This window comes from Microbulbifer hainanensis, from assembly GCF_014904735.1.
Classification (GTDB): Bacteria; Pseudomonadota; Gammaproteobacteria; order Pseudomonadales; family Cellvibrionaceae; genus Microbulbifer; species Microbulbifer hainanensis.
Genome location: NZ_JACZCR010000018.1, coordinates 1 through 22006 on the forward strand (window position 1 = coordinate 1; position 22006 = coordinate 22006).

At 60.6% G+C, this 22006-nt stretch carries 18 protein-coding genes; 12 read left to right on the forward strand and 6 right to left on the reverse strand.

Translation table 11 applies throughout. The features are described 5' to 3' along the window. Positions 1-723, forward strand: a 723-nt coding sequence (gene rarD / locus IG168_RS05395; RefSeq protein ID WP_193162616.1) for an EamA family transporter RarD, incomplete at its 5' end; no start/stop codon positions are given. Between the two features lie 289 nt (positions 724-1012). Here the strand turns inward: rarD and IG168_RS05400 are convergent. Next, positions 1013-1990 (reverse strand): alpha/beta hydrolase, encoded by a 978-nt coding sequence (locus IG168_RS05400; RefSeq protein ID WP_193162618.1) that lies wholly within the window; start codon positions 1988-1990, stop codon positions 1013-1015. A 137-nt stretch (positions 1991-2127) separates the two neighbouring features. Here IG168_RS05400 and IG168_RS05405 point away from each other — a divergent pair, with 137 nt between their 5' ends. Further along, positions 2128-3234 (forward strand): threonine aldolase family protein, encoded by a 1107-nt coding sequence (locus IG168_RS05405; RefSeq protein ID WP_193162620.1) that lies wholly within the window; start codon positions 2128-2130, stop codon positions 3232-3234. Positions 3235-3316: 82 nt separating this feature from the next. On the opposite strand, the gene fba is transcribed toward IG168_RS05405, so the two are convergent. Both fba and IG168_RS05415 read right to left on the reverse strand, forming a co-directional pair. Further along, entirely contained in the window at positions 3317-4381 is a 1065-nt protein-coding gene (fba, locus tag IG168_RS05410) for a class II fructose-bisphosphate aldolase (protein WP_193162622.1), read from the reverse strand. 154 nt (positions 4382-4535) lie between these two features. Beyond that, a complete protein-coding gene (locus IG168_RS05415; protein ID WP_193162624.1) occupies positions 4536-5699 on the reverse strand; it encodes a phosphoglycerate kinase in 1164 nt (387 codons plus the stop codon). Positions 5700-6000: 301 nt separating this feature from the next. On the opposite strand from IG168_RS05415, the gene IG168_RS05420 reads away from it, so the two are divergent. From IG168_RS05420 to IG168_RS05445, 6 genes are all read left to right on the forward strand, one after another. Then, the gene (locus tag IG168_RS05420; protein ID WP_193162626.1) at positions 6001-6777 is read left to right on the forward strand and encodes an alpha/beta hydrolase family protein; all 777 of its coding nucleotides are present in this window, start codon (positions 6001-6003) and stop codon (positions 6775-6777) included. After that, a complete protein-coding gene (locus tag IG168_RS05425) occupies positions 6777-6974 on the forward strand; it encodes a CPXCG motif-containing cysteine-rich protein (protein WP_193162628.1) in 198 nt (65 codons plus the stop codon). The genes IG168_RS05420 and IG168_RS05425 overlap by 1 nt, the downstream gene beginning before the upstream one ends. 149 nt (positions 6975-7123) lie before the next feature. Next, on the forward strand, positions 7124-7522 hold the full coding sequence (locus IG168_RS05430; RefSeq protein WP_193162631.1) for a globin: 399 nt from the start codon (positions 7124-7126) through the stop codon (positions 7520-7522). Between the two features lie 214 nt (positions 7523-7736). Next, positions 7737-9116: a penicillin binding protein PBP4B gene (gene pbp4b / locus IG168_RS05435; RefSeq protein WP_193162633.1), complete on the forward strand. Its 1380-nt coding sequence runs from the start codon at positions 7737-7739 to the stop codon at positions 9114-9116. A gap of 373 nt (positions 9117-9489) precedes the next feature. Then, a complete protein-coding gene (locus IG168_RS05440) occupies positions 9490-12327 on the forward strand; it encodes a M16 family metallopeptidase (RefSeq protein ID WP_193162635.1) in 2838 nt (945 codons plus the stop codon). Between the two features lie 429 nt (positions 12328-12756). Next, positions 12757-14313: a S8 family serine peptidase gene (locus tag IG168_RS05445; protein WP_193162637.1), complete on the forward strand. Its 1557-nt coding sequence runs from the start codon at positions 12757-12759 to the stop codon at positions 14311-14313. A 102-nt stretch (positions 14314-14415) separates the two neighbouring features. Here the strand turns inward: IG168_RS05445 and IG168_RS05450 are convergent, their stop codons facing one another. Together IG168_RS05450 and IG168_RS05455 are read right to left on the reverse strand one after the other, a co-directional pair. After that, on the reverse strand, positions 14416-14832 hold the full coding sequence (locus tag IG168_RS05450) for a hypothetical protein (protein WP_193162639.1): 417 nt from the start codon (positions 14830-14832) through the stop codon (positions 14416-14418). 14 nt (positions 14833-14846) lie between these two features. Next, positions 14847-15740, reverse strand: coding sequence for an SPFH domain-containing protein (locus tag IG168_RS05455; protein WP_193162641.1), 894 nt, complete (start codon positions 15738-15740; stop codon positions 14847-14849). 160 nt (positions 15741-15900) lie between these two features. On the opposite strand from IG168_RS05455, the gene IG168_RS05460 reads away from it, so the two are divergent. From IG168_RS05460 to IG168_RS05475, 4 genes are all read left to right on the forward strand, one after another. Continuing rightward, positions 15901-16131, forward strand: coding sequence for a DUF350 domain-containing protein (locus IG168_RS05460; protein ID WP_193162643.1), 231 nt, complete (start codon positions 15901-15903; stop codon positions 16129-16131). A gap of 17 nt (positions 16132-16148) precedes the next feature. Further along, positions 16149-16967: a transglutaminase-like domain-containing protein gene (locus IG168_RS05465; RefSeq protein WP_193162645.1), complete on the forward strand. Its 819-nt coding sequence runs from the start codon at positions 16149-16151 to the stop codon at positions 16965-16967. A 154-nt stretch (positions 16968-17121) separates the two neighbouring features. Beyond that, a complete protein-coding gene (locus IG168_RS05470) occupies positions 17122-17946 on the forward strand; it encodes a sulfite exporter TauE/SafE family protein (protein ID WP_193162647.1) in 825 nt (274 codons plus the stop codon). Positions 17947-17970: 24 nt separating this feature from the next. Next, positions 17971-19116: a pyridoxal phosphate-dependent aminotransferase gene (locus IG168_RS05475; protein WP_193162649.1), complete on the forward strand. Its 1146-nt coding sequence runs from the start codon at positions 17971-17973 to the stop codon at positions 19114-19116. 66 nt (positions 19117-19182) lie between these two features. Here the strand turns inward: IG168_RS05475 and IG168_RS05480 are convergent, their stop codons facing one another. Continuing rightward, the gene (locus tag IG168_RS05480; protein WP_193162651.1) at positions 19183-21765 is read right to left on the reverse strand and encodes a TonB-dependent receptor plug domain-containing protein; all 2583 of its coding nucleotides are present in this window, start codon (positions 21763-21765) and stop codon (positions 19183-19185) included. Between the last annotated feature and the right edge of the window lie 241 nt (positions 21766-22006).

Genomic DNA, 22006 nt, shown 5'->3' on the forward strand with positions numbered 1-22006 from the left:
GATTTCCGCACCACGCTGCGCGACCACAGAAAAATGCGCACACTCGCGCTGTCAGCGCTGCTGATCGGCAGCAACTGGCTCGTGTTTATCTGGGCCATCACCAACCAGCACCTGCTGGACGCCAGCCTCGGCTATTACATCAACCCGCTGATCAATGTCCTGCTCGGCGTGCTGGTATTGGGCGAGCGACTGCGCCGGCTGCAGTGGATTGCCGTCGGCCTCGCCGCCGTGGGCATCGGCTGGTACCTGCTGCAGTTTGGGCGGCTGCCACTGGTCGCGCTGTTCCTGGCACTGACATTCGGTTTTTACGGCCTGGTGCGCAAGCGCGCGCCGGTGGACAGCCTGACCGGCCTCGCCGTGGAAACGCTGTACATGCTGCCCCTGGCACTGGCTTACCTGGTCTGGAGCACCAGCCCCAGCAGCAATCCGCTGAACAATGACTGGCAGCTCAATGGGCTGTTGTTGCTCGCCGGCCCCATCACCCTGACACCGCTGCTGCTGTTCAATATCGCCGCGCGACGGCTGAACCTGTCGACGGTGGGCTTTTTGCAGTACATCGCGCCGACACTGCAACTGCTGGTGGCCGTAGCGATGTTCCACGAGCCGTTCGACCACAACAAGTTGCTGACTTTTGCCTTTGTATGGGGCGGTCTGGTGCTCTACTCGGTCGATGCGCTGGCACAGCGACGCAAACTGCAGTTACAGCGCAAAGCGGTAGTCTAGGGCCTGTTCACACTAAATTCGCTGGTCGCGTTGCCGCCCCAAAACGGGCCAGGCAAGACGCGAGGAGCATGGTTTAGCGTGCTAAATGAGCGACGAGCAACGCGGCATGGCCCGTTTTGGGGCGCAACCCGAAGGGACGGGCCGTTTTTCCGCAATGCTGCGTTGTAGTTCGCTTATGTGGCCGGCCACAAGGCGCTCACTACGCCTTGCCTTGCGAAAAAACGGCCGTCGTCGCGGCCTGCGAATTTAGTGTGAACAGGCCCTAGGAAGGATCTGTGGCGCAACCCGCTCAGGTATTAAGCCACTCGTCCAGCGCCGCCAGTATCTGGTGGCGATAGGGCTGGGTCTCGTTGATCATCTGGTGGCGGGCGCCGCGGATAATGACGCGCTTGCTATTGGGGAAGCGGTCACGGATCGCGCGCATGTTGTAGCGCCAGGAAACGGTCTCGTCGCCGGTGCCCTGTAGCACCAGAATCGGTTTGGGATTTTTCGCGGTTTTCGGGAAGGTCTTCAGCCAGTCCACCATCGCCGCCAGCCAGCGCATCGACATCACCGGCGACTGCAGCGGATCCCGGTGCGCCTGGCGCCGGGCGAATTCGGCATCGTGGGTGTTGATATTGAATCCGCGTTCCGGCGCCAGCATAAAGAAGCGGCCCAGGTAGAACATCCACTTGCGCACGTGCCAGCGCGCCGGGCGAATCAGCGGTGCCAGCAGGAATATTTTGTCGAACGGCTGCCAGCGGCTGTACTGCAGGTAGGCCAACAGCGCGGCGCCGCCGGTGCTCTGGCCCATTGCGTGCCAGGGACCGGGCAGTTTATCCCGCGCTATCTGCAACAGTCCGTCGAGTACCTGCCGATACTGCAGGAAGGTATCGATGGCCACCGGCTCACCGCTGGACAGCCCGTGCCCGGGGAAATCGAAAATCACCACGTTGAGATTGCGTTCGAGTCCGAAGCGGATAGCCGCACCGTAGATACCCGTGTGGTCAAAATAGCCGTGACAGATAAACAGGGTGCCGCGCGGATTCTCCTGCAACCAGTACTGGGCCACGAGATCGAACCCGGCCGCCTGAAAGGTGCCCACACCGGTCTTGTGTGCCTGCGGAAACTGCAGCTGGTAGTAATTGCGGTAATCCTGCATCGACGGCAACAGCGGTTCCGCACCGCTGAAATCCAGTGCAGGCAGCTGCTGGCGCAATGCCGAATAGTCCGGCCGCCGGATTACCGGGCTGTGTTCGACGGTATTGAAATCTTGCAGGAGGTCCATTGACTCAATGGTACTGCATTTTTGTGCGGGGTGGTGTGCGCCAATCACCGCCGACATCGCGAGCGCAGCATCGCCCGCGGCTGCTTTAGCGCAGTTTTTGCGCTAACGTGCACACCGACTGGATACCGGAGCCCGAAATGACCGCTGAACTGATTGCCGCTTACCGCACCGCCTTCGGCGCCTGCACGCACAGCAGCGTACGCCACACGCCGCAAAGCCTGAAAACGACACTGCAACAGCTCGCCGACGCCGTCGGCGACGACGAGCAAACCGACGTCTACGGAGGCGGCGCGCTGATCGAGGACTTCGAACACGAGGTCGCCGAACTGCTCGGCAAGGAGGCAGCCGTGTTTATGCCGAGCGGCACCCAGGCGCAGCCGATCGCATTGCGGCTCTGGGCCGACCGCGCACGCACACCCTATGTGGCATTGCCGGCGACCAGCCACCTGCAGCTGCACGAGCACAATGCCTACCAGGTGCTGTACGGGCTGAAAGGCATCACACTCGGCGCCGCGGCCGAGGTGCCGACACTGGCCGACCTGCAACAGGCGGCGCGCGACCCGCTGGCGGCAATCCTGCTGGAGCTGCCGATGCGCGAGATCGGCGGCCAGCTGCCGGGCTGGGACGACCTGGTGGCGCAGTCGCAGTGGGCGCGCGAACAGGGCATCAAGCTGCACCTCGACGGCGCCCGGCTATGGCAATGCCCGCCGCACTACGGCCGCTCGCTGGCCGAGATCGCCGCGCTGTTCGATTCGGTCTACGTGAGCTTTTACAAGGATCTCGGTGGCATCGCCGGCGCCGTGCTGGCCGGTGATGCCGACTTCATTGCCAGCGCCAAGGTCTGGCAGCGCCGCGCCGGCGGCAACCTGTACGCGCTCTATCCGTACGTCATCGCCGCCCGCCAGGGGCTGGCGACCTACCTGCCCAACATGACCAGTTATCGCGACGACGCGCGCTGGTTCGCCGAACAGCTCAACGCCGTCAACGGCGTACAGACCTGGCCGCTGGAACCGCAGACCAGTATGTTCCGGCTGCGTGTCGACGCCGATCCAACCGAGTTCCTGCCGCGCGCAACTGCATGGCTCGCCGAGCACGACATCGCCGTGCTGCCGCCACCGTACCGCGCCGGCGAAGGTTCACTGTGGTTTGAATTGAGTTTCGGCGAAGGGTTTCGCCGCAGGGACCGCGCCGACTGGGCGGGCGTGCTGGAACGGTTTGTCGCCGATGTGCTCGGGCGGTGCTGACGCGGCGAGTTTGCCTGCGGCCTAATCCGCTGCCAGCAAAAAAAAGGCGGGCACAAGGCCCGCCTTTTAGAGCACTGCGCGCTTACTTGATTTGCGGCTGCAGCTCGCCGGCCTCGTAGCGCTGGGACATGGCGTCCAGGCTGAGGGCGCGGATCTTGCTGGCATTGCCGGCGGTACCGAAGGCCTCGTAGCGGGCCACACAGATATCCTTCATCGCGACCATGGCCGCTTTGTAGAATTTGCGCGGATCGAACTCGGACGGGTTCTCGGCCAGGAAGCGGCGGGTAGCACCGGTGGAGGCCAGGCGCAGGTCGGTATCGATGTTGACCTTGCGCACGCCGTGTTTGATGCCTTCACAGATCTGCTCAACCGGCACACCGTAGGTTTCCGGAATTTCACCACCGAACTCATTGATCACCGCGAGCCATTCCTGCGGCACGGAGGAGGAACCGTGCATGACCAGATGGGTATCGGGAATGCGCGCGTGGATTTCCTTGATGCGGTCGATAGCGAGGATGTCGCCCGTCGGTGGACGGGTGAACTTGTAAGCGCCGTGGCTGGTGCCACAGGCGATCGCCAGCGCATCCACCTGGGTTTTCTTAACGAAGTCGGCGGCTTCTTCCGGGTCGGTCAGCAGCTGGTCGTGGGACAGCTTGCCCTCGGCACCCACGCCGTCTTCCTCGCCGGCCATGCCGGTTTCCAGGGAACCCAGGCAGCCGAGTTCACCCTCGACGGAAACACCGCAGGCGTGGGCCATGGCCACTGCGCGCTGGGTGACATCGACGTTGTACTCGTAAGAGGCCGGAGTCTTGCCGTCCTCCTGCAGGGAGCCGTCCATCATTACCGAGCTGAAGCCCAGCTGGATGGAGCGCTGGCACACCGCCGGGCTGGTGCCGTGATCCTGGTGCATCACCACCGGAATTTCCGGAAATTCCTCGATTGCAGCGAGGATCAGGTGGCGCAGGAAAGGCGCGCCGGCATATTTGCGCGCGCCGGCGGACGCCTGCACGATCACCGGGGAGTCGGTCTGCTTGGCCGCCTCCATGATTGCGCGCATCTGCTCCAGGTTGTTGACGTTGAACGCGGGCACACCGTAATCGTGTTCGGCGGCGTGATCCAGCAGTTGACGCAAGCTGATTAGTGCCATGGACAATACCTTTGGTTTCTAGTCTGTCATCTTCTTCCAGGTGGCCCCCCGATCTGAGCCGGGGTGACCGGTGCCGGCGACCACATGCCGGCACGGTTTGAGCGGCCGGGTGTGCCCGGCTCTGTTTTTTCGCTCTGAATCGCTACAACCAACCTTACTCGGCGGCGCGGCTCTCGAGCATCGCCACTGCCGGCAGGGTCTTGCCTTCTACATATTCAAGAAACGCGCCGCCGCCGGTAGAAATATAGGAAACCTTGTCGGCGATACCGTATTTGTCCACCGCCGCGAGGGTGTCGCCACCGCCGGCGATGGAGAAGGCATCACTGGCCGCGATGGCCTTCGACAGGCGCTCGGTGCCGCCACCGAACTGGTCAAACTCGAACACCCCCACCGGGCCGTTCCAGATAATGGTCTTGGCGCCCTTGAGGATTTCGTCGAGCTGCGCGGACGACTCGGGGCCGATATCGAAAATCATGTCGTCGTCGGCGACGTCATCGGCGGACTTGGTTTCCGCAGCCGCGGACTCGCTGAATTCCTTGCCGGTCACCACGTCGGTGGGCAGCGGGATATCGCACTTCTGCATCAGCGCACTGGCGGTATCGGTGAGATCGTGTTCGCACAGGGATTTGCCCACCGGCTTGCCGGCGGCGGCGAGGAAGGTGTTGGCGATGCCGCCGCCGACGATCAACTGGTCGACTTTATCGGCCAGGGTTTCCAGTACGGTCAGCTTGGTGGACACCTTGGAGCCACCGACGATGGCGACCATCGGGCGCGCCGGTTTGGCCAGCGCCTTTTCCAGCGCGTCCAGTTCGGCGGCCAGCAGCGGGCCCGCGCAGGCAACCGGCGCAAACTTCGCCACGCCGTGGGTGGAGGCCTGGGCGCGGTGCGCAGTGCCGAAGGCATCCATCACGAAGATATCGCACAGCTTGGCATAGGCCTGCGCCAGCTGCTCATCGTCTTTCTTCTCGCCGGTATTGAAACGGACGTTCTCGAGCAGGGCGACGTCGCCATCGGCCAGCTCGACGCCGTCGCGCCAGTCTTTCACCAGCGGCACTTCGCGGCCGAGCAGTTTGCCCAGGTGTTCGGCGACCGGCGCCAGAGAGAATTCATCGGCATATTCGCCTTCGGTAGGGCGGCCCAGGTGGGACATCAGCAGCACTTTGGCGCCCGCCGCGGTGGCGGCTTTGATCGTGGGGAGCGCTGCGCGGATACGCGCATCGGAAGTGACAACTCCACCCTTTACCGGAACATTCAGGTCTTCGCGAATCAGTACGCGCTTGCCCGCCAGATCCAGATCCGTCATCAATTTAACCGCCATAGCCAATCCTCTCTGCTGGTAACTGCTCACTTGAAGTTCGGGACGAACACACAGCCCCTGAAACGGGCGCGGATTATAAGCTGATGTGACCGCCGCCGCCCACACGGCAGCGATCCGGCGCGGAGTATATCAAGCCGTTCTGTAGTTGGATTACCACACGCGCCCGGCGAAACGCTGATAACGCTGTCATTTTTACATAACCGCAAAAACTTCAACTTTCACCGCGATTCGCTGTCACTTGCCGGCAAAAAACGGGGTCTCTACCATTGAGCGCTGACAGCAGGAATCGGATCAAGCCGCCATGGGTAAACGCAACCAGCGCCGCAAGGTGACCTTTAGCAGCAGTAGCGGAGCGACACTCGCCGGCGTTCTGGAGATACCGGCGGGCGATCCGCGCGGCTATGTCCTGTTCGCGCACTGTTTTACCTGCGGCAAGGATGTGCTGGCCGCATCGCGGGTAGGTCGCCGGCTGGCGGAACTGGGATTTGCGGTACTGCGGTTCGACTTTACCGGGCTCGGCGACAGCGAGGGCGACTTTGCCGATACCAACTTCACGTCGAACGTGCAGGACCTGCTCAGTGCTGCCGACTACCTGAAGCGCGAGCACCACCCGGTGGATCTGCTGGTGGGCCATAGTCTCGGCGGTGCCGCAGTACTGGCCGCGGCCGCACAGATTCCCGAGGCACAGGCCATCGCCACCATCGCCGCGCCGGCGGACCCGGATCACGTGATTCATCAGTTCGCCTGTGCCATCGATACCATCGAGGAGCACGGCCACGCCGAGGTGGAGCTGGCCGGGCGGCCATTCACGATCAAGAAACAGTTTCTCGACGACCTGGACAATCACCAGATGGGCTACGTCCACGATCTGGGGCGACCGCTGCTGATCTACCACTCCCCGGTCGACCAGACGGTATCCATCGACGAAGCGGCGGATATCTATAACCGCGCCATGCACCCGAAGAGTTTCATCAGCCTGGACGGCGCCGACCACCTGCTGACCCGCCGCGAGGACGCCGATTATGTGGCGGACACCCTGGCGGCCTGGGTGTCCCGCTACCTGCCGGAAAAACACTGATGCCTGTGCTGGAGGAATACGGCGGGCACTGCCCCTACTGCGGCGAACCAATCACCCTGCTGGTGGACCTGTCGGCGGGCGATCAGGACTACATCGAGGACTGCGAAGTCTGCTGCCGGCCGATCAGCGTCACCACAACACTGCTGGCAGATGGCTCCGCCACCATCACTCTGCGGGATGAAAACAGTCCCGGCTGACAGATCAGCGGCGACAGTATCCACGTCAACACAAGCCGACATGCCGGCGGGAAAAACCTTGCAGCATCCCCGATAGCGGATACAATCCCGCCACATTTCCCCACCAACTGCATGGTTAATAGACCGCTTTGTCCTCAGGGAGACTCGACATGGAAAATGCAGACGCCGATATCGTGTTCCAGAGCTACGGCCGTTGCTGTAAAAACGAGCGTTTTTTTGTCGATTTCTACGATCGCTTTATGGGCAGCAGCGACGAAGTCCGCGCCATGTTCGTCGACACCGACATGAAGCAGCAGCGCCACCTGTTGCGCAACGGCATACTGCAGCTGATCCTGCACGCCCGCGGCATGCCGGACACCAAGCTCCGCGCCCTGGGCGAGAGCCATTCCCGCGGTGGATATAACATTCGCCCGGATCTCTACCGGCAGTGGCTCGATGCGCTGCTGGACACTGTCCGCCGGCACGACCCGGAACACAGTGACAGCATCACGGACGCCTGGCAGCGCGCATTGCAGCCCGGTATCGAACTGATCCGCGGCGCCTACTGATCCGGGCAACAGGAGAGCGGTGCCAGTCCGCTGGCGATGTCGGCGCCGCAGCCTTCCCTTCACATCTGCCAATCACTACTGCCACGCATCGCCTCGCGCGCACCGCCGCCTCACTTGACGTCCGGCGCCCCGGAATAGAATATTACCAACCTCAAACAGTAGAAAAATAAATTATTTCGCGCTGCCAGCGCTCGCGGGATTTTGAGGTTCCACCATGCTCGTTTCGCTACTGCACTTCGACCGCCTCCGGCGTACGGCTGCACTCTTTACCGCCCTGCTGGCGGCCTTCGCCGTGGCCACGCCGGCCACTGCCGCGCCCGCGGCCTGCCATTTCCCGACACTGCAGCGGGCCGCGTCACCGGAGAGCGTCGGCTTTTCCGCGGCGGGACTCGCCCGCGTCGACCAGCTGATCGAGCGGGATGTCGCCGCCGGTTTTCCCGGTGCCGCGCTGGTCGTCATCAAGGACGGGCAGATCGTCAAACAGTCGCACTACGGTTACCGCAAGAAACTTGACGGCAGAATCCCACTGGACACTTTTCCCCCGGTGCGCGACGACACACTGTTCGACCTGGCATCGAATACCAAAATGTACGCGACCAACTTCGCCCTGCAGAAACTGGTCAGCGAGAGCCGCCTGGATCTGCAGGCCAGGGTCCGGGACTACCTGCCGAACTTCGCCGACGGCGACGGCGACCCCATTCAAGGGAAGGCCGCCCTGCGCGTAATCGACCTGCTGCATCACGCCGCGGGATTTGCACCGGATCCGCAGTTTCACAATCCCGCCGTGGCCGGCGACTTCTTTTCCCAGGATCGGGAAAAGACGCTGGAGCTCCTGCCCAAACTGCCCCTGCGCTACGAACCCGGCAGCAAGACGACCTACAGCGACACCGACTATATGCTGCTCGGGCTGATTGTGGAGCGGATCACCGGTGAGCGACTCGACACCTATGTAGAGAACACCATTTACCGGCCGCTCAAGCTGAATCACACCCTGTTCAATCCACTGCAGAAAGGCTTCCGCCCGCAGGACTTCGCGGCGACGGAACCCGAGGGCAATACCCGCGAGGGCACCATCAACTTTCCGCATATCCGTACCTATACGCTGCAGGGCGAGGTGCACGACGAAAAGGCCTACTACGCCATGGGCGGCGTCTCCGGGCACGCCGGCCTTTTCTCCACCACCGGTGAGCTGGCGGTTCTGCTGCAGGTGATGCTGAACGGCGGCGGTTACGGCGATGTCTGCCTGTTCGATCCGGACACCATCGCGCGCTTTACCGCACCATCACCTCTGGATCCGACCTTTGGCCTGGGCTGGCGGCGCAACGGCACCGCCAACATGCAGTGGATGTTCGGCAGCGGCGCCGGCCCGCTGGCCTACGGACACACCGGCTGGACCGGCACCCTGACCGTCATCGACCCCGAAATCGATCTCGGTATCGTCCTGCTGACCAACAAGAAACATTCGCCTCTGGTCGATGCCGGTACAAATTCCAATAAATTCCTCGGCGACCTGTTTGCCACCGGCAGGTACGGCGCCGTCGTCGCCGCCGTTTACGCGGCACTCAACGCCGACGTGACCAGCGCAGGCCATTGACGTACAACCGTGCTCCCAGCGAAATCTTTCCGGGCCGCCAATAACTGGCGGCCCTAGCCACCTCGCCAATCATCTTTCCCTGCTCTCCGTGAATCTCCCGCCCCCATCTCCGTGCGGCGGTTTCACGTCGTCGCGGTGTGACAACGGGTCGTCAGATCGCTATCCGCGCTGTTTGCCTTAGCATCCCGGCGACTGTATAAATAATTTTCACTGTTCGCGATCCGTCCGCCCAACGTCTACTTTTGACATCGATGCACCGGCGCGGGAAATAACAGCAATAAAATCCGCAGGGATAGCGCGACTGCAGAGCGATGTTCTCGAATCGATAACAACAATTCACTTACCCGGGAAATCCCAACAAGGAATCCTTCTTATGGAAAAAATGAAATCCCCCTGGCTGCCCGCCACCCTGGCGCTGGCAGTGGCACTGACTGCGTGCAGCGAGTCCAAGCAGACACAATCGGCGGCGGAAAAAGCCAGTGCACCGGCGGCGCCAATGGCTGCAGCCAAGATCAACACAGAAGCGCTGCAGATTCCCTATGAGAAATTCACGCTGCCCAATGGCCTGCGCGTGATCGTGCACGAGGACCGCAAGGCACCAGTTGTATCCGTGGGTGTCTGGTACCACGTGGGTTCAAAGGACGAGACTCCAGGACGCACCGGCTTCGCGCACCTGTTCGAGCACCTGATGTTCAATGGTTCGGAAAACTACGACGACGAATATTTCAAACCCTTCGAGCTGGCCGGCGCCACTGGCATGAACGGCACCACCTGGCTGGATCGCACCAACTACTTCGAGACCGTGCCCAGCAATGCACTGGACATGGCCCTGTGGATGGAATCCGATCGCATGGGCCACCTGCTCGGCGCCATCACCCAGGAGAAACTCGACGAGCAGCGCGGCGTGGTGCAGAACGAAAAGCGCCAGGGGGAAAACCAGCCCTACGGTAAAGTCGACGAGCGCATCCAGCAGGCTATCTATCCCGCCGGCCATCCCTACTCTTGGGAAACCATCGGCTCCATGGCAGACCTCAACGCCGCTTCACTGGAAGACGTGAAGACCTGGTTCAAGACCTACTACGGTGCATCCAATACCGTGCTGGTCCTGGCCGGGGATATCGATGTGAAAACCGCCAAAGAAAAGGTTGGCAAATATTTCGGTGATATTTCCGCGGGCGACCCGCTGATCAAGAAGAAAGCCTGGATTGCCAAGCGCGAGCAGAGCAAGCGCGACGAAATGTACGACCACGTCGCCCAGCCGCGCCTGTACAAGGTCTGGAACACCCCGAATATGGGCCACCCCGACGCCGATGCCGTCAGCCTCGCCGCGGCGATTCTGGGCCAGGGCAAGAACTCGCGACTGTACAAGCGCCTGGTCTACAGGGACCAGATCGCCACCAACGTGAGCGCCTCCGCTGACGAGTTTGAACTGTCCTCGATGTTCAAAGTGATCGCCGATGCGAAACCGGGCGTCGACCTCGCTGTGGTTGAACAGGCCATCAATGAGGAAATGGCGCGCTTCCTGAAAGACGGTCCGACGCGGGAAGAATTGCAGCGGGTCAACATGAGTGAGTACGCCGAAGCCGCCCGCGACCTGGAGCAGGTCGGAGGCTGGAGCGGCAAGGGCGTGATCCTCGCCCGCGGTGAACTCTACCTGGACAATCCCAACGGCCTGCTGGATTCCATCACCCACAAGCAGCAACTGGCACCTCAACAGGTACAGGCCGCCGCAAAGACCTGGCTCAGCAGCGGCGACTACAACCTCGAGGTAATGCCGTTCCCGGATTACAAGGTGGCCGACAAGGGCGCGGATCGCTCCAAGCTGCCGGACCTGGGCAAGTTCCCTTCGGTCCCTTTCCCGAAACTGCAGACGGCACAGATGGACAACGGCCTGAAAGTGGTCCTGGCCGAGCGCCACTCGGTGCCGGTGGTGGATATGTCCCTGCGCTTTGACGCGGGTTATGCCGCCGACCAGGGTAAGAAACTCGGCACGTCGAGCTACGCGATGTCCATGCTGAAAGAGGGCACGGCAGACTTGAGCGCCCTGGCAATCAGCGCCCGTGAAGAAATGCTTGGCGCGCAGATCAGCACCGGTGCCAACATCGATACATCGGTGGTGGAGCTGAATGCGCTGACCAGCAACCTTGATGACTCCATCGACCTGTTTGCCGACGTAGTACTGCATCCGCAGTTTTCCGACGAGGAAATCGAGCGCAAGCGCAGCCGCTGGATTGCCTCCATCCAGCAGGAGAAAACCCGCCCGGTACAGATGGCACTGCGCACCCTGCCGCCACTGCTCTACGGAACGGATCACGCCTACGGCGTACCCCTGACCGGATCCGGCACCGAGGAATCCATCGCGTCGCTGACCCGCGACGACCTGCAGCAGTACCACCAGACCTGGCTGCGCCCGGATAACGCCACCCTGGTGGTCACCGGCGATATCACCATGGATACGCTGATGCAGAAACTGCAGCAGCACTTCGCCGACTGGCGCGCACCGCAAGCGGCAGTACCGCAGAAAAACCTGGCCAAGGTGGCTTATCCGGACGGCAGCAGCATCTACCTGATCGACAAGCCCGGATCCGCACAGTCCATCATTATCGGCGGCCTGCTGGCGCCGTCCGACGGAATTGCCGACAGCGAAACGCTGCACATGATGAACGACATCCTCGGCGGCACCTTTACCGCGCGTATCAATATGAACCTGCGCGAGGAGAAACACTGGGCGTACGGCGCCTACTCCTTCCTGACCGGAGGCAAGGGCCAGCAGCCGCTGATGGTGTATGCGCCGGTGCAGACCGACAAGACCAGCGAATCCCTCGCGGAGCTGCAGAAAGAGCTGCACGCCTATGTCGGGGATGAACCGGCACAGGCCGAGGAACTGCAGAAGCTGAAGGACAAGCGCATCAACGAGCTGCCCGGTCGCTTCGAGACCATTGCCGCAGTCTCCGGCGCCGTTTCCGGTATGGTGACCTACGATCGCCCGCTCGATTACATGGACGGCTATGCCGACCGCATCCGCAATATGGATCTGGCCAGCGTTCGCACCATGGCACAGGAAACCGTCAAACCGGATCAGTTCATCTGGGTTGTGGTTGGCGACAAGCAGAAAATCGTCGACGGCATTCGCGATCTGGACATTGGTCCGATCAATGAAATCGACGCCGATGGCAACCCGGTCAGCGCGACGGCAGTCAGCGGCCGCTAAGCACTGCACTTTTCACCCGTCGCCGCCCAGCAGTGGCGGCGGGTTCCTCCCTGATCTCCCCTCGACAGAAATCCCCGATAAAGAAAGCTGCGCCAAAAGGTGTTTACGCACGGGCGGGTATCATTGGAAATAAGTCGGAAAAGAGTACGGCTGTACTAAAAATTTCTGCAGGCTGACATTATCTCAACGTGTTAACACGCCCGCTCCTCAGTCTATTTAGGCGCCATTCCACTTCTTCGATTTATTTTTGCCAATGCCATCACACCGGTGAAGTTTCCCATTTCACGACGTGGAATCAGCTGCTACTTTTCCAATTCCTCCACCAGAAGTCGGTACCATCGTGCGCAAGCGGTAACCAGACGTACATAGTGTACTGGGTGGTCTGAACACTTATAAAAACTCTATCAGGCCCATTCGGGAGCTACTTACATGAAGAAAACCCTTACGCTGTTCGCGGCCAGTGCCGTCGCGCTGGCAGTGTCCGCACAATCCAGTGCCGCGGACGATCGCTATATCGTTAAATTCAAGGATGGCAAAGGCGCCGCTGTTAAATCGCTGATGCAGAAAAACGGTGGCCGCAGCGCACTGGCGCTGGACAAACACAACGCCTTCGCCGCACACCTGCCGGCCCGCGCGCTGCAGGCCATGCAGAACAACCCCAACGTCGAGTATGTGGAAGCGGACGCAAAGCGCTATCTGTTGGCGCAGACCGTCCCCTACGGCATCCCCATGGTGCAGGCCGATCTGGTCAGCGACAGCATGGCTGGCAATCGCACCGTCTGTATCATCGATTCCGGCTACGATAGCGGGCACGAGGACCTGTCCGGCAACGCCGTGACCGGTTCCAGCGATCCCGGCGGCGCCGGCAACTGGTATGAAGACCAGGTTCACCACGGCACCCACGTCGCCGGCACCATCGCCGCGATGAACAACAGCGTCGGTGTGGTCGGCGTCATGCCCAATACCAACGTCAACCTGCACATCGTCAAGGTGTTCGACGCGAGTGGCTGGGCCTACTCCTCCTCCCTCGTCGGCGCACTGGATACCTGTGTATCCAACGGCGCCAATGTCATCAACATGAGCCTCGGCGGTTCGTTGAAGTCCCGCACCGAGGACCAGGCATTCGCCGCGGCCTATGCCAATGACGGCGTGCTGTCCATCGCCGCCGCCGGTAACGACGGCAACACCCGCCACTCTTACCCGGCCTCCTACGATGCCGTGGTTTCCGTGGCCGCCATCGACAGCAGCAAGGTCGTCGCCAGCTTCTCCCAGCAGACCGATCAGGTAGAGCTGTCCGGCCCCGGTGTCGGCGTCCTCTCCTCTGTGCCCACCGGTACCGGCCTCGCCACCACCCTGACTGTGGCCGGCGGCGATATCGAGGCCTCCGCGATGGAAGACAGCCCGCAGGCGTCCGCCACCGGCGCCCTGGCCGATTGTGGCACCGCCGAAACTGCCTGTACTGCGGCAGCCGGCAAGGTGTGCCTGATCGCCCGTGGCAATATCAGCTTCGCCGACAAGGTACTCAACTGTCAGGCCGGCGGCGGTATCGGTGCCGTGGTCTACAACAATGAACCCGGCATGCTGTACGGCACTCTCGGTGGCGTTGCGACGACAATTCCGTCCGCCGGTATCTCCGACACCGACGGTGCGGCCCTGCTGAACCAGCTCGGTGCCACAACCTCGCTGACAATTGCTCCGAGCAACTACGCCTACTTCGACGGCACCTCCATGGCCACACCGCACGTCGCCGGTGTCGCCGCGCTGGTGTGGAGCGAATTCCCCAACTGTGCTCCGGGTGAAATCCGCGCGGCCATGGACGCGACTGCCGAAGACCTCGGCGCGGCCGGCCGCGACAACGCCTACGGCTACGGTCTGGTCCAGGCCAAGGCCACTGTGGATTACCTCAGTGCCAACGCCTGTACCGGCACCAACCCCGGTGGCAGCACCGGCGGTGGCGGCGGTGGCAAAGGCGGCGGCAAGCCCTAGTCAATAAAGCGGGCAATGCCCACCGGTACCGGCCTCAATGGCGGTACCGGCCAATAAAAAAGGGGCCTTTCGGCCCCTTTTTCGTGTCTGGTTGTCCGCCGGCTATTGATCGTTATCCGGTAGCACAGCTTCCTTCTGCGCGTCCCGCAACGCCTGCAGGTGCGCACTGGATTCCGCCGCGGTCTCCCGCGGCGGCGCTGCGCTTTGTACCGGCGCAGTCTTTCCCTCCCGTATCGCCCGCTCGGCTTGCTGTTCGGCCGAATAATCCGGCGCCAGCACCAGTTTCGGTGCATTGCTGTTGAAACCGATCAGTACCCAGATAAAAAACAGCAGGCACAGAAAGCGGATCACCAGGCTGCGATCGAGCAGCCAGTGCAGCTGCTCGCCGCGGCCGCGCAACAGGCGCACGCGGAAGAAGATATTCAGGGCCAGCAGTATGCAGGCAGTCACTACCGCCCAGGAGGCCAGTCCGCCGAGTGATGCCACCAGCCAGTTGGAAATCTGCGAATTGATTGTCACAAGCCTGCCCCCGTTTAGCGGTCTTTGCGCGCGATGTGTTTGACCTGGTCACTGAACACCGCCTGCTGCAGGCCGATGGTGCCCAGCGCCTCCACCGGCACGAACACCTTGTTGTCGGACTCCGCCATCTTGTCGAGCACTTCGAGGGTGCGGTAGGCGAGGTATTTGTCGGTGACCGACTTTGCCAGGAGGTCATTGACCTCCTTCTGGCCGATGGCTTTTTCCCGGGCAATGGCGCGGTTCATTTTCTCCCGCTCCAGGTCGCGCTCCATCTGGATTTTCTGGATCTCGAACTGGGCCTTCTCCTGCTCGATCAGTTCACGGCGCTCGGCCGCGCGCTCCTTCGCCTCGGTGATCACCTTGGGAAACTGCACATCCGCCAGGCCAAGGCGCCTGACGGCAATCGGCGTACCTTCGAGGGCCTCGGATACGGCGGTAAACAGCTCCTGGCTCAGCGCCTCGCGGCTGGAGGCAATTTCATTGATGGAGTACTTGGCCACCACGCGGCGCACCACATCGCGAATCACCGGCTGCGCATAGGTGTTGTATACATGCTGCACCGAGATATTGTTGTTGGCCGGCGGAATACGGTCGAAAATATTGTCGATCATCGCGCGGTTGATGGCGCCGGTCATGCGCACATCGAAGCTCATATTCAACTGGTCTTTGGGCATGAACAGCTTGAATTTTTCCATATAACCGAAATCCGCAGTCGCCAGGGTGACCAGTTTGTCACAGTAGAAAAGGCACATATCCAGGCGGAACTTGGATGGCGGCACGGTTTCCGGCTTGTAGCCGTTCTTGGTCAAAATTTTGCCAACGTGGGCCGGCGGCACCTCTACGCGATCGGCACAGGCGCACAGGGTCATTACAAAAGAAATTATCAGGATTCGGAAAATCAAGCGCATTGCGCAACTCCAGTTTGCAGCGTTTTGTTTATCGGCATTTAGTGTATCGCACTGCGCCACGGGTCTGTACCGCCACGGCAGCCAAGGCGATTAGAGTTGTACAACGGAATTGTGATTAAATAGCGGCCCACAAAAACAACGAAGCAAATCGGCTCTCAGTATGGAACTGGAATTTTTTACTGCCACCTTGTTCAATCTCGGCATTAACCTGCTGTATACCCTGCTCGCGCTGTTTATCGGTATCCTGGCGCTGATCACTATCGACAAGAAACTGCTCAAGCACGTGGACATCGAAGCCGAACTCAAAAACGGCAATCTGGCCGTGGCCATCTTTGCTTCGACCATCCTCATTTTCGTTGCCCTGATCATTTCCTTTGGACTGAAAGGCTGAGTGTGCGCAACTGGTTGATGACAATCGGTATCGGGATCGCGCTGGTTCTACCGGAACTTGCCCGCGAGTACGGCAGGCACGAGCAGCTGCAGCGCGCTCGTACCGAGGAAACCGACCAGAAGATCCAGCAATTTGCCATCGGCGCACCCGCCGGCGGAAAGCTCATCAAGGATCGCCAGCGCGGCGTCGTGCGCGTGCAGGGTTCCAGCCAGCCACTCACCGAGGAATATGTCCAGCGGGTGGTGGACAAGCGCAGTGCCGCAGAGAGCGCCTACATGTCCGTATGGAACTGGCAGGGCATCCACTCGGCCACGGCGTCGGCCCGCGGCCTGGACAGCCACCACCACTTCGCCAACAGTTACCTGGTGGGTTTCAAGCCCTTCACAACCCGTGAGCTGTGGGTGCCCCTGTACACCCTGGCCATCCGCAAGGAATACCAGTACGACTACCAGCAATATGCCGGGCTCGCGGATATCTGGCAGACCTCCCGGCAGGCCTTCTACCAGAAGCGCGGCGATTGCGAAGACCATGCACTGCTGCTGGCGGACTGGTTGATCGAGCTGGGCGTGGACGCGCGGGTCGCGCTCGGCACCTATAACGGCGGCGGGCATGCCTGGGTGGTGGCCATCGTCAATGACAGGGAATACCTGTTGGAGGCCACCAGCAAACGCCGCATTTCCAGCTGGAAGGCCCTGCCGCTGGCGGAACTGGCGGAGGGCTACGACGTGGAGTTCCAGTTCAACCGCCACTATTTCTGGGCCAAGAAAACCTCGGCACCGACGCGTAAATACCGCGGCAATCAGTGGATCAGAAAATCCCAGTTTATCCGCAGCTGACCGCGCCAGCGTCCATAGCACCACCCCACCGCGGGCAAAATACCCACCGCACAAACGGCTCCGCCCGTCTCACCCGCAACGGCGATCGCTGGCATTGGCATAGTTAATGCTTCAGTCCCCTTGTTCATAAATATAAAAATGAATAGGGGACCCGATGGACATTCAAGAAGTTTCTCTGTTTATCCTGCTGCTGTGTTGCGCGGGACTGATCGCCGGCCTTACTTCCGGCCTGTTCGGTAACGGCGGCGGCTTCGTGGTGGTTCCGGCACTGCTGGCCGTGTTCCCCTTTATGCCCAACAGTACCCACGAAATCATGCGAGTGGCGGTGGGTACCTCGTTGGCTTCGATCGTGATTTCCTCGGCGCGATCGGTCCAGGCGCACAGCCGCCGCGGCGCAGTGGACTTCAAAGTACTGCGGGACTGGTCGATATGGGTGCTGCTCGGCGTGGCTGTAGGGCTCTATATCGCGTCGTTTACCGAGAGCCGCAACCTGATCATCGTGTTCGCCACCGGTGTTCTGGTCTATTCCATTTATTTCCTGTTTCCACATCTGTTCGACCGCTTCAAGGGCAAGCTCAACATGCCCACGGGCATGGCCCGCGCATCACTGGCGAGTTTTCTCGGCGGCTTTTCATCACTGCTCGGTATCGGCGGCGGCACCATAACGGTGATGACGATGGTGTTGTGCAACAGACCGGTGCACCAGGCCGTGGCCACCGCATCCGGTATCGGTTTCCTGATCGGCCTGCCCGGCGCCATTGGTTTCCTGATCATGGGGCTGCACGAACCGGATCTGCCGTTCGGCTCCATCGGTTACATCAACATTCCGGCGCTGATCGCTATTTCTGCCTTTTCCGTGATTTCTGCGCCAATCGGCGCGCGCTGGGCGCACAGCCTCGACGAGGTCAACCTGAAACGGTTGTTCGGCCTCTACCTGGTTCTGGTTTCAATAACGATGTACGCGAAGACTCTGAGTTAATGTAACAACCCAAGGGGAACGATAATGACGAATAACATCAGCAGGCGGTTGTTTTTGGGCGGGGCGGCTTCGGCGCTGTCCGTGGCGGCCATGGGGGGCGCCAGTTCCGTGCGCGCCGCGACGGCACCACCCAAGGCGCCACTCTACGGGCCGGCGCCCGGTATTGCCAAATTGAATGCCAACGAAAACCCCTACGGCCCCAGCCCCAAAGCGCTGAAGGCGATCATGCAGGCGAGCCAGAAGGGCGCCTACTACGTCAGCGACAGCGTGATGAAGCTGAAATCCATGATTGCCGAACGCCACGGCCTGACACCGGACCATGTGGTACTCGGTTCCGGCTCCAGCGCCGGCCTCACCGCGGCGGCGATCGTTGCCGGACACAAAGGCAATATTCTCGGGCCGGACCTGTTCTGGGATACCACCGCCAAGGTTGTGGAAGTCCAGGATATCGGCACCATCAAGCGACTGCCGAAGCTGGAATCCATGGCCATCGATCTCAAGGCCATGTACAGCGCCATCGACGACTCTGTTGCCATGGTGCAGGTCACCAATCCGAACAACCCGACCGGCATGCTGATCGATCCGGCGGCCATGCGCGAGTTCTGTATCAAGGCCTCCAAGAAAGCCACGGTACTGGCCGACGAGGCCTATAACGAGCTGACCGACAATGGCGATGCCAACAGCGTGATTCCGCTGGTGAAAGACGGCCACGACATTATCGTTGCCCGCACCTTCTCCAAGATCTATGGCCTCGCCGGCATGCGCGTCGGCTACCTGATTGCGCAACCGGAGCGCATCGCCGAAATGCAGCGCTTTGGTATCGGCTGGTACGGACTCAACCAGGCGGGCCTGGCCGCGGCTATTGCCAGCTATGAAGACCACGAATTCATGGACTTCTCCCGTAACAAGGTCAAGGAAGCGCGGGAGATGGTTTACGCCGCACTGAAGGAGCACGGCCTGACCGCACTGCCGTCTGTGACCAACTTTATATTCGTCGATCTGGGTGACCTGAACGCGGAAACCTTCCGTCAGGAAATGGCCAAGGAAAAGGTCTTGATCCGCGGTATCTACCGCGACTACACCAACTGGTCCCGCGTGAGCATGGGCTATCTGGAGGATGTGGAGCAGTACACCAAGGCCCTGCCAAAAGTGCTATATCGCATGAGCTGATCCGTTTTTTCCGGATAAAAAAATCCCCGCACTAGCGGGGATTTTTTTGTGCCTGATTTCTGCTCCTCAGAAATTATGGTTGAGTCGCATATAGTAGAAGGCGCCCTGCCAGTCCACGATGGTACCGGAGGAGTAGATACGACCACAGCAGTAGTCCCCGATCTCATCCTTTTCCGGATACTCGTCGAAGATATTGCGCCCACCGACGGTCATATTGGTCTGTTCGGTAAAGTGATATTTACCCTCCAGGTCCACCATGACAATCGGATCGAACTCCTGCACCTGGTCAGCATTGTAGTTCTCGTAGGATCCATACCAGTTGGCCCGCGCCAGAACAGAGAAGTCGCCGAATTCGTGAACCGCAGTCAGTACGCCGCGCAGTTTCGGATCGAAATGCTCGAAATCGTACCGGTCTTCCGCGTTCAGGTATTCACTCGGATCAGACGTGAACTCCGACTCGTTGTAGTTCAGTGACGCAGTCAGGTTGGTGGTGGAATCATTGCCCCACTCCAGCGGATAGGTCGCCACCACGTCGACACCCTGGGTACGCGTATCAAATGCATTGGTGAAATAGAAAACCCCACCGATGGATTCCGCCCCGACGACGCCCGCGTCCACCAGCGCCAGATAGTTGTCATAGGCACTACCGGAAGTGGTGTCCGTGGATACGTCCAGCGTGGAGATGGCGTAGGTGCGGTCGTCCACTTCGATGCGATAGAAATCCACCGTCATCGCCAGCTTGTCGAAGCCGGTGGTGAAGCCGAAGGTGTAGTTGACCGAGGTTTCCGGTTTCAGTGGTTGCGCTCCCAGCGCTGCCGCCACATCACTGCTTGCCGGGAACAGGCCGGTGGCGACCGGGAAACCGTTCGGCAGGCGCGTGGAAACGTTGGTGGTGCCCTGCTGGCCCGGCGTCGGTGCGCGGAAGCCGGTGCCGATCGACGAGCGGATACCGAAGCTGTCGGTCACGTCGTACTGCATCGCCAGCTTGCCCACCAGTTCGGAATCGAAGTCCGCGTAGTCCTCGTAGCGCATGGCCGCCTGCACAAACAGATTCTCGGTCAGGTCGGTACTCAGGTCGACAAACATCGCATAGGAGTCGCGCGAGTAGCTGCCGGAGTATTCCGGTGAGTAACCGGGGAAGCCGTTGGAGCCGACACCGACCACGGTGTAGACCGGATCATCGGGGTTGGCACAGTCCAGGCTGGAACCGCCGGATATAGCCGCCATGCCCGCCGAGGTCGCCGTGCCGTCGTCGTTACAGAAGCCCCAGGGATCCTGCGTGGCGTAGGGACCGGCAACATAGGACGACTCGTCGCCACCGGTGATTTCGTAGGTTTCATCCATATAACTGAAACCGAATGCGGCCAGTACCGGGCGCGGCAGGCCGGCGTCGATCTCCTTGGAGAAATCAGCCTGTACCTGCACCTCTTCATTGGACAGTACGCCGGGCTTGAAGGACTTGGGTGTATCCGGGCCCAGCGACGGGTTGATGGTGTTCTCCAGCATGTAGTCGATATCGCTATATCCATAGCGGGCGCTGAAGTCATAAGTCAGGCCGTTGCTCCACTCGCCGCGCAGCCCCGATACCAGTGAGTAGTCGGTGACCTCGCCATTGAAACGCGGAGTGAAACCGCCGGGATAAATTTCCAGAGGATTGTAGATGGAGCCATCTTCAGTGCGCAGATCTTCGATTGTGCCGTTGTACGGATAGCGATAGAAGAAGCCGCCGTCCGCTTCACTGTTGGAGTAATTACCGAAGGCGTAGAGTTCTTTGCCGCCGGCCAGGTTGTAGCCCGCATTGAAAAACACCCGCGCGGCCTGCGAATTCGGCTGGCCCCAGGGGTTCACCACATCACTTTCCAGCGACGCTTTTTTCGCACCGGCCATAAAGGTTTCGTCTTCGGTGAACTGGGCATAAGACGCGGTGCTGTCATAGAGTGGGTTGTTCTTGTCCAGGCAGAACCAGGTCTCGCAGTATTGTTCCGAGCGCGAGGTGAAATCGGATTTGGAAACCTCGGTGGAAATACTCAGGAAGCCATCGCTGCCGAGCGGCAAGCCGATGTTACCGGAGGCGGTAGTCTGGAAGCCGTCGCCCTCGGTGTATTCCCCGCTACTGATACTGAAAGACCCGCCCTCGGCGTTGTCTTTCAGGATAAAGTTGATCACGCCGGCAATGGCGTCGGAACCGTACTGGGCGGCTGCGCCATCGCGCAGAACTTCCACCGACTTGAGTGCGGAACTGGGAATGGTGGCGACATCCGCCGCCTGGGTGCCGGAGCCACCGATTTCCACCAGTGCCGCACGGTGGCGACGCTTGGAGTTGACCAGTACCAGGGTCTTGTCGGTGGGCATGCCGCGCAGCTGCGCGGGGCGGATAAAAGTGCCACCGTCACTGATCGGCTGGCGTGAAACATTGTAGGAGGGCACCAGGGTTTTCAACACATCATTGGTATCCGTATAGGATACGCCCTCGAGGGTCTCCGCACTGAATACATCCACAGGCACCGGCGAGTCCGCTACCGAGCGCGGCTGACCGCGCGTACCCGTTACCGCTACTTCCTCGATCTCTTCCGCCATAACGTATGGATATGGACAACTACTGATGACGGCAATCACAGCACAGCTGAGTGCTTTCCTTTTGGTATTCATTGCATGCCCCTTTTTAGTTATCGGCTTATAAACAACACCTTTCGGTACATCCCCAAAACTTCCAGACCACAAAAAACAAAACGACCCGCAATCGTTACCGGTGCGCTATTGGTGCACGGTGATTTTCCCGGTGTACGAATGCGGCGAATTATTTTCGGTGCATTGAAAATCAATGCCCCTGTGAGTAGTGGAGCAATATGTGTGCCAGCAAAAATCTGCCGCTCATCAATTCGATCGCGCG